This is a genomic window from Chryseobacterium gwangjuense (assembly GCF_021311115.1).
Lineage (GTDB): Bacteria > Bacteroidota > Bacteroidia > Flavobacteriales > Weeksellaceae > Chryseobacterium > Chryseobacterium gwangjuense.
In genome coordinates this window covers 151210-162940 of sequence record NZ_JAJTNP010000005.1, presented here as the reverse complement: position 1 = coordinate 162940, position 11731 = coordinate 151210, and the positions used below count along the sequence as shown (strand labels likewise).

At 34.3% G+C, this 11731-nt stretch carries 15 protein-coding genes; 7 read left to right on the top strand and 8 right to left on the bottom strand.

Annotated elements, in window-relative coordinates:
- The first annotated feature begins 6 nt into the window (after window positions 1-6).
- From LV842_RS11325 to bla, 4 genes are all read left to right on the top strand, one after another.
- A complete protein-coding gene (locus LV842_RS11325; protein ID WP_233111570.1) occupies window positions 7-327 on the top strand; it encodes a GIY-YIG nuclease family protein in 321 nt (106 codons plus the stop codon).
- A gap of 107 nt (window positions 328-434) precedes the next feature.
- Window positions 435-878: a nuclear transport factor 2 family protein gene (locus LV842_RS11320; protein WP_233111569.1), complete on the top strand. Its 444-nt coding sequence runs from the start codon at window positions 435-437 to the stop codon at window positions 876-878.
- A 1-nt stretch (window position 879) separates the two neighbouring features.
- Window positions 880-1257 carry an SMU1112c/YaeR family gloxylase I-like metalloprotein gene (gloA2, locus tag LV842_RS11315; RefSeq protein ID WP_233111568.1) on the top strand — a complete coding sequence of 126 codons (378 nt, stop codon included), beginning with the start codon at window positions 880-882 and terminating at the stop codon, window positions 1255-1257.
- 12 nt (window positions 1258-1269) lie between these two features.
- A complete protein-coding gene (gene bla, locus LV842_RS11310; protein WP_394801213.1) occupies window positions 1270-2136 on the top strand; it encodes a subclass B3 metallo-beta-lactamase in 867 nt (288 codons plus the stop codon).
- A 5-nt stretch (window positions 2137-2141) separates the two neighbouring features.
- On the opposite strand, the gene LV842_RS11305 is transcribed toward bla, so the two are convergent.
- Together LV842_RS11305 and LV842_RS11300 are read right to left on the bottom strand one after the other, a co-directional pair.
- Complete coding sequence (locus LV842_RS11305; RefSeq protein ID WP_233111567.1) at window positions 2142-2525, bottom strand: DUF1634 domain-containing protein; 384 nt, start codon at window positions 2523-2525, stop codon at window positions 2142-2144.
- Window positions 2525-3355, bottom strand: coding sequence for a sulfite exporter TauE/SafE family protein (locus LV842_RS11300; protein WP_233111566.1), 831 nt, complete (start codon window positions 3353-3355; stop codon window positions 2525-2527). The genes LV842_RS11305 and LV842_RS11300 overlap by 1 nt, the downstream gene beginning before the upstream one ends.
- A 72-nt stretch (window positions 3356-3427) precedes the next feature.
- Here LV842_RS11300 and LV842_RS11295 point away from each other — a divergent pair, with 72 nt between their 5' ends.
- Entirely contained in the window at window positions 3428-3991 is a 564-nt protein-coding gene (locus LV842_RS11295; protein WP_233111565.1) for a DUF1543 domain-containing protein, read from the top strand.
- Between the two features lie 35 nt (window positions 3992-4026).
- On the top strand, window positions 4027-5139 hold the full coding sequence (locus LV842_RS11290; RefSeq protein WP_233111564.1) for a 5-(carboxyamino)imidazole ribonucleotide synthase: 1113 nt from the start codon (window positions 4027-4029) through the stop codon (window positions 5137-5139).
- Between the two features lie 44 nt (window positions 5140-5183).
- Here LV842_RS11290 and LV842_RS11285 read toward each other — a convergent pair whose 3' ends face one another.
- The 3 genes from LV842_RS11285 to LV842_RS11275 all read right to left on the bottom strand — a co-directional run bounded on the left by LV842_RS11285 (window position 5184) and on the right by LV842_RS11275 (window position 7383).
- The gene (locus LV842_RS11285; RefSeq protein ID WP_233111563.1) at window positions 5184-5543 is read right to left on the bottom strand and encodes a hypothetical protein; all 360 of its coding nucleotides are present in this window, start codon (window positions 5541-5543) and stop codon (window positions 5184-5186) included.
- Window positions 5543-6358: a hypothetical protein gene (locus LV842_RS11280; protein ID WP_233111562.1), complete on the bottom strand. Its 816-nt coding sequence runs from the start codon at window positions 6356-6358 to the stop codon at window positions 5543-5545. The genes LV842_RS11285 and LV842_RS11280 overlap by 1 nt, the downstream gene beginning before the upstream one ends.
- A gap of 119 nt (window positions 6359-6477) precedes the next feature.
- The gene (locus LV842_RS11275) at window positions 6478-7383 is read right to left on the bottom strand and encodes a DMT family transporter (RefSeq protein WP_233111561.1); all 906 of its coding nucleotides are present in this window, start codon (window positions 7381-7383) and stop codon (window positions 6478-6480) included.
- 151 nt (window positions 7384-7534) lie between these two features.
- Between LV842_RS11275 and purE the strand changes: the two genes are divergently transcribed.
- On the top strand, window positions 7535-8038 hold the full coding sequence (gene purE / locus LV842_RS11270) for a 5-(carboxyamino)imidazole ribonucleotide mutase (RefSeq protein ID WP_233111560.1): 504 nt from the start codon (window positions 7535-7537) through the stop codon (window positions 8036-8038).
- Between the two features lie 52 nt (window positions 8039-8090).
- On the opposite strand, the gene LV842_RS11265 is transcribed toward purE, so the two are convergent.
- From LV842_RS11265 to ahcY, 3 genes are all read right to left on the bottom strand, one after another.
- Complete coding sequence (locus LV842_RS11265) at window positions 8091-9653, bottom strand: BspA family leucine-rich repeat surface protein (protein WP_233111559.1); 1563 nt, start codon at window positions 9651-9653, stop codon at window positions 8091-8093.
- A gap of 152 nt (window positions 9654-9805) precedes the next feature.
- A complete protein-coding gene (yiaA, locus tag LV842_RS11260) occupies window positions 9806-10198 on the bottom strand; it encodes an inner membrane protein YiaA (protein WP_233111558.1) in 393 nt (130 codons plus the stop codon).
- 137 nt (window positions 10199-10335) lie between these two features.
- Complete coding sequence (gene ahcY, locus LV842_RS11255) at window positions 10336-11649, bottom strand: adenosylhomocysteinase (RefSeq protein ID WP_233111557.1); 1314 nt, start codon at window positions 11647-11649, stop codon at window positions 10336-10338.
- Between the last annotated feature and the right edge of the window lie 82 nt (window positions 11650-11731).

The window sequence follows — 11731 nt, the reverse complement described above, 5'->3', positions numbered from 1 at the left end:
ACACAAATGATAGAGGTTCCAGAGGGAATTTTCACATTCTATGTTTATATCCTCACCAACAAAAGAAAAACTGTTTTATATACAGGTGTTACCGGAAACTTACATCAAAGGTTGTATCAACATTCAGTAAAGCAAAATTCAAATAGTTTTACAGCAAGATATAATGTTGAATTTTTAATTTATTATGAGAAATTCGGATGGATTCAGCAAGCAATTGAAAGAGAAAAAGAAATTAAAAACTTATCCAGAAATAAAAAGTTAGAATTGATAAGAAACGTAAATCCCAATTTAGATTTTTGGAATTACTTATTTGAAAATATATTGTAAAAGAATTTCTGCAGAATCAACAAGATCGGAAGTTCTTAAATGAAGTTTAAAATAGTAAATAAAAGAATTTTCCCTATTTTTATTCATCAGATTTAAACATTATTAAAATGAATAAAATATTCGCCATTGCCTTATTGTTCGGAGGTCTTTGTTTCGGACAACAAAATCAGAATCAGGAAATTGAAAAGCCCATCCGAAACTTATTTTTGGGAATGAAGAATATTGATCCCGAATTATTAAAAACAGCTTTTTCCGATACGGCAATTCTCCAGACCATTACAAAAGAGGGGGTGAAAAATGAAGAAATAAAAGATTTTGTAGCTTCAATTTCAAAAATGACAAAGAATGACCTGGATGAAAGAATTACTATTGAAGCAATTCATGTAGACGGAAATCTTGCAAGTGTTTTTACACCGTATTCATTTTATTTTAAAGGAAAATTTTCACATTGCGGAGCTAATAGTTTCCAATTGGTAAAGCAAAATGGGGAGTGGAAGATTCAGTATTTAATTGACACAAGAAGAAAGGATAACTGTAAAGAAATCAAGTAAAATGAAAATTCATCATATCGCTATTATTTGTTCCGACTATAAAGTTTCCAAGAAATTTTATACTGAAATTGTAGGGTTGGATATCCTTCGTGAAGTGTATCGTGAGGAAAGACAGTCTTACAAGCTGGATTTAGCTATTGGAGATCATTATGTCATAGAATTATTTTCTTTTCCAAATCCTCCTCAAAGACCTTCCAGACCGGAAGCGTGTGGTTTAAGACATCTGGCTTTTTCGGTTGAAAATGTGGGTGAAAAACGTCAGGAATTGATTCAGAAAGGATTAACCTGTGAAGAGATCAGAATAGATGAATTTACAGGCAAAGAATTTTTCTTCACTCAGGATCCGGATCAGCTGCCACTGGAGTTTTATGAAATGTAAACAATGAATATAATGATGAAAAAATATGCTGTTTTTTTTGCACTTGCATTGGCGAGTCAATTGTTTCAGAGTCAGACGGTAAATGAGCCTAAAAATCATCCGCAGGAATGGTCAAAACCTTATAAACCTTTTAGGGTTGCAGGAAACTTATATTATGTGGGAACTTATGATTTGGCTTCGTATCTTATTGTGACGGATAAAGGAAATATTTTGATCAATACAGGACTTGCCGATTCGCTTCCAATGATTAAAAATAATATCAAGAAACTAGGTTTTAAATATCAAGATACTAAAATATTACTGTTGACTCAGGCACATTATGATCATCTGGGTGCAATGGCTGCAATAAAGAAAGAAACCGGGGCAAAATTATATGTTAATCAAGCTGATGCAGAGGTTGTGAAAAACGGTGGAAAGTCTGATTATGAGATGGGGAAATATGGTGTGACTTTTGCACCAATTAATCCGGATTATATTTTAAAGGACAAAGATTTTATTAGTCTTGGAGATACAAAACTGATGATGCTTCATCATCCGGGACATACGAAAGGTTCTTGCAGCTTTTTATTTGAAACCAAAGATCATAAACGAAAATACAAAGTTTTGATTGCCAATATGCCGACTATTATTGTCGATAAGAAATTTTCTGAAGTTGCAGCTTATCCAACCATTGAACAAGATTATGAATATACTTTAAATGCAATGAAAAACTTGGATTTTGATATTTGGGTTGCTTCTCATGCAGGTCAGTTTGGACTGCTCGAAAAACGCCAGCCAAAAGACCAATATAACCCTGCTATCTTCATGAATAAAAAGGAATATATGGATGAGCTTGATTCTTTAGAAAAAGCTTATCTTAAGAAAAAATCGGGTGAATAAAATAATTAATGAGCGTAACCTGTAAAGAAACTTACAGCCATAATTGCCAAAACGATTGAAGAAATGATTACATAAACGTAATCTTTTTCTTTTAGATAGCCGATTAAAGCAAAAATAATTCTCATTAAAGGAGTGAAAATCAAAAGTAGAATTCCTAACTGGATAATGGCTACTCCTTCTCCTTTGCAAAGAGAATTCCAAAATTGTCCCCAAACCTTTTCGGAAGAAGATCCTACGGCAAGACTGGAGTATTTTTCAGGCATTTTGAAGCCTTCTAAAAATAACTTGACAAAACCGACTAATGAAGTTATAACGGATAAAATAACGCCCAACCTTAAAAGGTTTCCAACGGAGCGGTTCAGGTCTGCATCTGTGAAAGTCTTTTTCATTAACTGAAGCTTTTAGTGATCCCTTTATACATCATATACACCGACAAAATTGTGATAACAATTGCAAAAAACGTTTTCAGTTTTTTTGTCTTAGATACCATCAATGTTTTTGATCCGATGACACTTCCTACAACAACCCCAATTAATACAGGAGCTACAATGGCCGGAATGATTTCTCCTCTTTGGAAATAGATCAGAGCACTGGCAACTGCAGTTACACCGATCATAAAGTTACTTGTTGTTGTAGAAACCTTAAAGGGTAATTTCATCATATTATCCATCGCTAAAACCTTCAATGCTCCAGAACCAATTCCTAGAAGACCTGACATGGCACCTGCAAACATCATCATCAAAAATCCGGGTACTGTATTTCTTGCAGAATAACTTTTTATAACACCTTTATCAGGGAAAGTTCCAAATAATTTTAATTTGTCTTCCAAACTTCCTTTTATTACAGGTTCCTGATGATCAGGTTTACCTTTTAAATTTAAAATAACAGTCAGAAGAAGAATGCTGGCAAAAATAATTCCGATGGTATTCGGATTAAGCATTCCGGAAACCAAAGCTCCTATAATTGCTCCGGCTGTCGTAGCAATTTCTAAAAACATTCCGATTCTCATATTGGTAAAACCTTCTTTTACGAATGCAACTGCCGCTCCTGAAGAAGTTCCGATTACAGAGATTAAAGAAGCACCGATTGCATAATGCATAGGAACGCCGAAACCCAGCGTTAATAAAGGAATAATGATAACCCCTCCTCCTAAACCGGTCAGTGAACCTAAAAGCCCAGCCGAAATTGCTCCGAGGAAGAGAATGATGATTTCTGACATGCTACAAATATAAAACTATTGTGCTAGTCTGCCAAACGTTTAAAAAAGATAAATTTAACGTATTTTTGCAGTATGGAAAATGAGCTGAAATTATTCTATATTATTCTCGGTGCCACTCCTAAAGGAAGGAATATCGAACAGCATGATGTGTTTTTTGGAATCGCAGAAAGTTTAAAAGAACTGGTTCCGGATATGAAAGAATTTTGGAAAGAAGCGGAAGGAAAAATTCACTTAGATTGTTATCAGGAAGTAAAATTTGCTGACGGATATGAAGTGAAGATCGTTGAGAAAAGTGAAAAAATATCTGAAGAGCAGTTATATTTTATCAATCTTGGAGGCTATAAAAAAGGATTTTTTGAAGAATTTCATGAGCAGCATCTGGTGGTAGGAACTTCCATGGGAGATATTGTGAAAAAAGCAAAAGCTACCGAATTTTATGAAACCATGGGCTTTGAAGGAGCGGCAAGTCACATTGATGATAAACATGGAGTTGATATTGATGATATTTTTAATGTGACAGATATTCTTCCTGAGAAGATGAAAGAGAAATATTCTATTGTTTTGCACAAATCTGATGTGGAAAATCAGGAAAATCCGATGGGGTTAGGATATTTGAAAATCGACAAGATTCAATAAAATTAAATCTAATAGAAAAAAATAAAAGTAAAAAAATGAAAATAGGAATTTTAGGAGGAGGACAGCTAGGTCGAATGTTAATTCAGGAAGCATTAAAATATGATGATGAATTTTATACATTGGATCCGGCTTCAGATGCACCTTGTCACAATATTTCTTACTTTACGCAAGGAAGTTTCAACGACTATGAAACCGTTTTGAATTTTGGTAAAGATAAAGACGTGGTAACGATTGAGATCGAGCATGTGAATGCGGATGCCTTAGCTGAATTGGAAAATAAGGGAATAAAAGTGGTTCCGAATTCTAAAATTATTAAAACGATTCAGCAAAAAATTCTTCAAAAGGAATTTTATAAGGCTCACGATATTCCAAGTCCGGAATTTGAGGTGATGGACGGAAGCTCTGATGAAATTAAAATGCAGCTACCGTTTGTACAGAAAATGAATACAGGTGGGTATGATGGAAAGGGAGTACAGGTGATCCGCAATGCTGAAGACATGAAAAATCTTTGGGTTCAGGATTCTGTTATTGAAAAATTGGTGGATATTGACAAAGAACTTTCTGTAATTGTTGCAAGAAACGAAAACGGAGAAACAAAAACATTTCCTGTAACGGAGATGGTTGCCGATCCGAAACTGAATTTATTGGACTTTAATATTTGCCCGGTTTTCCTGACAGAAGAAATTGAGGAGCAGATTAATGCTATTACAGACAAATTCTTAAATGCGATCAATTCTCCGGGACTTTTTGCTATTGAATTGTTCTTAGATAAAGAAGGAAAAGTTTGGGTCAATGAAACGGCTCCGAGATTGCACAATTCAGGGCATCAGAGTCAGGAAGGAAATGCCAATTCTCAGTTTGAACAGATGTACAGAGTGGTGAAAAACCTACCTTTAGCAGATACGGATGCAATTATTTACAGCGGAATGCTGAATTTGGTAGGTGCAGAAGGATTTTCAGGAAAAGTGATTTATGAAGGAATGGAAGATGTATTGAGACTACCTGAAACTTACATTCACCTTTACGGAAAAACGGAAACCAAGCCGGGAAGAAAAATGGGACACATCAATGTGTTGGCAGATTCAAGAGAAGAGTTGATGGAGAAACTGATACAAGTGAAAGCGATGGTGAGAGTGATTGCTGAATAATTATACTTATGAAACTGAAAAAGACTGCTGCGAGGCAGTCTTTTTTATTTTAAAATTTTTAGTTGATCAATGGTCCATTTCCGTTCTTTGGAATTCCATAATAAATAAGGACCATCAAAACCTTCCAGGTAAGCTAGTTCAAAATTACCTTGATGATCTGTTGCATAACTTAGATAAGATACGGAATCCTCTAAATGAAAACCTAGTTTTTTTAGTGTTTCCCAATCGTTACTCTCAGGAAGTCTTCCATTTGCCTTTTGATAAGCTTCTATATTTTGAATGATTTTATTTCCGGCTTCAATATCAGATTTTCTGGTAATTTCAATGGGTAAATTCCAGTAGATGGTAATTGAAATTATGAGGAGAAGTAGGAGTGAAGTGAAAATTATAAATACTTTTTTCATCACTTAAGATCTTTAGATTTACTTATTGTGTCCTTTTTATAGTTATATTTCATATAGCAACCTAAAGCTGGTGAATAAACCGAAAATTCTTCCATTTTTGTGAATGAAGTATATAGTTTAAAAGTACAAATATCTGTTGCTGAAATGAAAGGATTTGTCTTTAAATGGCTGTGAATAGATTCTGTTACAGTACCCCCTTCTTGCATTACAGTCATTGTAGGGATCAATCTTGAATGAAACTTTTTATTTGAAGTGATGTTGCCTTCTTTATCAGTAATGAAGAGATAATCATTTCCAAAAGGAATAATATTATTTTGAGAAGCTCCTGTAATGATGTAGTTTTTAAAATTCTCATTAAAAGGTATCGTAATTATATTTAAATTAAAGCCTTCAGGAACACCCACTCCATATTTAGGATCTGATAATTGAGAGATTAATTTTGAGCGTACATTGTTTAATGAAGTTTCTATCGGATTCAGATTTCTTTGCGTAAAATTTTCTTTTACAGGTTTTTTTGAATCATTTTTGAAAGAATATTCTGCAATGATTAATTTTTGATCTTTATTAAGAAAAACAGTTTTAATCGTATCATTGGTTTTATAGGTAAGATAACCTCCTAGTTTTTCTTTGATTTTTTTATTCTCTTGCGCAAGGTCGGTAGAATGCCACGAAGCGTTTTCTAGGGAGAATAATAAATTTCCCTCTGCCTTTATAGAATCTAGTTTTTGTTGGATTTCTACATCTGAGAATTTTACATCTTGTCCGAAAATAAATAATGATCCGAAAATTAGAAATAGTGAAATAATTTTTTTCATAGTTTGTATAATTAATTTGGGATACAAATATAATGGGTTCTATTCAATCTCATCAAAAATAACTTACATGCCCAAACTAAAATCAATGAAAAATATTTTAAAAGAATAAAGATTTTTTATTATTCAATTCTTTGCTTTCTAAACATCTCGGGTTTATAATTAATAATAAACACACCAAAGATAATCAAAACCGTAGCCGTGATAAATTTAACAGAAATATTCTCATCTAAAATCAGCCAGCCTAAAAATATGGCAATGATTGTGTTTATATAAGCCATGATAGAAACCTGAACAGGTGAAATTTTTGTCAATGCATAATGAAAAGCAAAAAATGCTGCTACAGAACCGAAAACGGCAAGATAAAACATGGAAAAAATACTCTTTAACGACCAGTTTTCGAAATTATAGTTTTCTGAAAAGATCAATGCAAATATAATTTGAACAATTCCTGCAAATAAGAACTGATAAAATAAATTTAAAGATATATTTCCGGTTTGAATATTCAGTTTTTTAGTGAAAATAGTTCCTGAAGCCCATCCTGAAATAGCACAGAAAAGAAAAATGATCCCCATTTTATAATCAGGGTTTGCAAGATCTTTTAAACCGTCCCAAAAGATAAAAAGGATTCCGCTAAAACAAAGTAAAACGCCTATTAATGCTCTGTAACTGAATTTTTGAAGACCAATGGCTACACTTCCTAAAAACACCAGAATAGGAGAGGCGGCATTAATTAATGAAGCTAAGCTGCTGGAAACCGTTTCTTCAGCTACGGTGGTCATTCCGTTGGCTATAACTAACATCAGGATTGAGAAAATAATCTGGAGTTTTAAACTTTTCCAGCCGATCCATTTGAATTGTTTTCTATAAAGCAATATCAGAAACATGATCACTGCAGCCAAAAACTGACGGATTCCAGCTACAAACCAAGCCGGGATGGTTTCTACAGCAACACGAATGGCTAAAAACGTTGTTCCCCAAACGATGGCAACAGTAAAAATGGCAAAAAGGAGTTTATAATCTTTCAATATGAATAAATGTAACTAACAAATATATTTATTTTGGAGCCAATAGGATGGGTACAGTTGGTATTGTTTTTTAGGGAACAGAATTTGGATTTTGCTTTTTTGCATTTAAAGTCATTAATTCTTTATCTTTGAACATCTAATAAAATTGAAGATGGTAGGAATTATTATGGGGAGTCAAAGCGACTTACCAATTATGGAACAAGCTGCAAATTTCTTAAAAAGTTTAGATATTCCGTATGAATTAACGGTAGTTTCGGCTCACAGAACTCCGGAAAGAATGTTTGAATATGCAAAAACAGCAAAAGAAAGAGGACTGAAAGTGATTATTGCAGGAGCAGGAGGAGCAGCACATTTGCCGGGAATGGTAGCAAGCTGTACAACATTACCTGTAATTGGTGTCCCTATTTTGTCGAGCAATTCTATTGACGGATGGGATTCTGTTTTGTCGATTCTTCAAATGCCGGGTGGAATTCCGGTAGCTACTGTTGCTTTGAACGGGGCTTTGAATGCGGGAATTTTAGCAGTGAAAATTTTGGGAACTTCTGATGAAAATGTTGCGAAAAATCTTCAGAAATATCAGGATTCTTTAAAAGATAAAGTATTGGGAACTGTGGATGATATTAAAGCGATGCATCCTAATCACTACGATTTGTAATCATTAATGTATATAATAAATAAAAGCCTCATCGAAAGATGAGGCTTTTTTATTACTTTTTGATAAACTTAAAAGTATGTATTTTGTCGCGGGTTGTGATACTTAAAATATAATTTCCAGGTGTAAGATTCTGAACACTGATAAAGTCACTTGATAGAACATCTTTCACAATGATTCTTCCGCTCGCATCTGAGATAACATAATTCTTTGCATTAAAAATATTTTTCAGATGAATAATATTTTCTGCGGGGTTTGGATAGATCTCAGCGTTATTGTTTGCTAAATGGGTATCGTGAAGACCAAGTATTTCGCATTCTACTGCTAAATCTCCAGCGATAGTCCATCCTTTTCCGAGCAAAATATTTCTTTTAGAGGTAACTCCGGTTGAATATTTTAAGGGTACCAAATATCCCAAATCAATATTGTTAGCGGTAACCGGATTATCTGCCCATCCTGCAAGAGTGTAACTGTAGTTGGCACATTTGAGTCCCGAATTTAAAAACATATTGTTTGCAGAAATAAGAGCATTTAAATCCCAATCTTGTAAGGTTTGGTCAAAACTGGCTGCGCTTGAGAACATCGTATTAGTATCCGTTACTTTACTCGTATCCCAGCTATTAATAGGTTGGTTAAATGCTGCACATCCATGAAATAGATGGCTCATGTTGGTCACATTGGAAGTGTCCCATTGATCGAGAGGCTGATTAAAATTAGGAAGATAATGAAGCATGAAAGTCATATTGGTTACACTGGATGTATTCCAATTGTTGAGAGGCTGGTTGAATGCCATACATTCTGCAAATGTATAGGACATATTGGTGACGTTGGAAGTATTCCAGCTGTTTACATTTTGATTAAACATTTTTCTTCTCATAAACATATAGCTGATATCCTGTGCAGAAGACATATTCCAATTACCGATGGGAGGGTTAAAGGTATCATTCAATGTATATCCCAGAGGTGAACTAAGATATCCGAACATATATTTAAAATTTTGAATATTTGAAGTATTCCAGGTTGCCATGCTTGGATTTCCTGCAAAATTATAGGCATTATGAAACATGATAGAAGCATCCTGAACTCCGGAAAGATCGGGAGTATCGGTGGCGGTAAGCTGTAAATACATACATTGGGCAAAAGCACTGTTCATAGACTGCCAATGGATGTTTCCCCATTGTGCAATTTCTACAATTTTGTCTGCACTTCCTAAAGTTTGTATACCTATATAATCTATAATTACTGATGAAGTTACAGTAGTATTCGCGAATTTTATCTGTTTGAAAATTCCATTCCCATTAGAAGCTTTTACCTTGAATGTTGCATTGGGGAGAGAAGGATTTAGTGGTGTTCCAAAATCGATGAGAACACGGTCGGTAGAGGTGACATTGGTAAGGACTCCCGTATGTTGGGGATAACCGACCTCTTCCCAGCTGATGGTATAATTATCTCCAATTCCGGGAAACCATATTTGGTTCTGACCTGCAAGCGGAAGAAGGGGGTTAACAACCGGAACTGAGCTCATATTAGGTTTCCAGATCGTGATAAACTCATTTTGAGCTTTACTTAATTGAAATAAAAAGATGAAAAGATAAAAAGGTAGAAGTTTTTTAAACATATCAATATTTTGTGAAATAAAGATACTCAAAATAATAAAATTGACAAGTTTTTAATTATTTTGCTGTAAAAATGAATTTTGTCTTTTTGAATTGATAATTTAAGGTCATTAAAATAAAAAACTCTCCAAATCTTGGAGAGTCTTGTTTTATTTTATTCCTGAGCCATATTATCTCTTGTATTTTTCTGGACGGCAATTGCTCCAAAAAGAGCCAATAAAAAAGCGAATCCATAGAATCCTTTTTCACTTGGTAAGATGGTGGCATTCCATAATCCGATGGCCAGCAAAACAATTGATGATAAAGTGGCAAACCAGCAGATACCGTAGTAAATATCGGTTACTTTAATGTTTTCTAATCTGTCACGAACAGCTTTCTGGAGAGAAACTACGGCAAATAAACCGTATAATAAGATGGTAAAATAATACCCTTTTTCATTAAGTTGCATTTCTGCTCTAGCTAAGCCTACGATAAAGCCAATCATTCCTGCTCCTAAAGCAATCCACGATGCGGCAACAAATGCATTCGATACTCCTTGTTTTTTCATTAAATTTTATGTTTTCTTTTTAGTGGAACCAAATATATTATTTTTTAATAAATATTTCATATTTAAATCCTTGGAAAAATTAAAAAAGCCCTTCAAAAAATTGAAGAGCTTTTTTATTATAATAATATTAAAAAATACTAGTATCTGTAATATTCAGGTTTGAATGGTCCTTTCACATCTACACCGATATATTCAGCTTGTTCAGGAGAAAGAGTTTCCAATTCTACGCTTAATTTCTTAAGGTGAAGAGCAGCTACTTTTTCATCCAAATGTTTTGGTAACATATACACTTCGTTTCCGTAAGCTGCAGAGTTGTTCCAAAGTTCGATTTGGGCCAAAGTCTGGTTAGAGAAAGAGTTTGACATTACGAAAGATGGGTGACCTGTAGCACATCCTAAGTTTACCAATCTACCTTCAGCAAGAATGATTACTTCTTTACCTTCGATCGTATAGATGTCTACCTGAGGTTTAACTTCAGATTTTGTAGCACCATAGTTTTGGTTTAGCCAAGCCATATCGATTTCGTTATCGAAGTGACCGATGTTACAAACGATAGCTTTATCTTTCATTTTAAGGAAATGCTCTCCTCTTACGATGTTAAAGTTACCAGTTGTAGTAATGATGATATCTGCGTTATCCACTACAGTATCTAATTTTTTTACTTCATAACCGTCCATTGCAGCCTGTAAAGCACAGATTGGATCAATTTCAGTTACTGTAACGATAGAACCCGCTCCTCTGAAAGAAGCAGCAGTACCTTTACCTACGTCTCCGTATCCGCAAACTACCACTCTTTTTCCAGCCAACATTACGTCTGTAGCTCTTCTTACAGCATCTACTGCAGATTCTTTACATCCGTATTTGTTGTCGAATTTAGATTTAGTTACTGAATCGTTTACGTTGATTGCAGGCATTACCAAAGTTCCGTTCTTCATTCTTTCGTACAATCTGTGAACTCCAGTTGTAGTTTCTTCAGAAAGTCCTTTGATATCTTTTGTGAATTCAGGGTATTTATCAAAAACCATGTTTGTTAAATCTCCACCGTCATCCAAGATCATATTCAATGGTTTTCTGTCTTCACCAAAGAATAAAGTCTGTTCAATACACCAGTCGAATTCTTCTTCATTAAGACCTTTCCATGCATAAACAGGAATTCCTGCAGCAGCAATAGCAGCAGCAGCGTGATCCTGAGTAGAGAAGATATTACAAGAAGACCAAGTAACTTCAGCTCCAAGAGCAACCAAAGTTTCAATTAAAACTGCAGTTTGGATTGTCATGTGAAGACATCCTGCAATTCTAGCACCTTTTAGAGGTTGAGACGGTCCGTATTCTTCACGAATAGCCATCAAACCAGGCATTTCAGCTTCTGCAAGGGTAATTTCTTTTCTTCCCCATTCTGCCAGGGAAATATCCTTTACTTTATAAGGAACGTATTGTGTTGTCGTACTCATATCTGATGAATAATTTTTAATTCGGTTTATAACGAAATGCAAAATTACAACATATAATTTAGATATAAAAACGGCTTGTTTG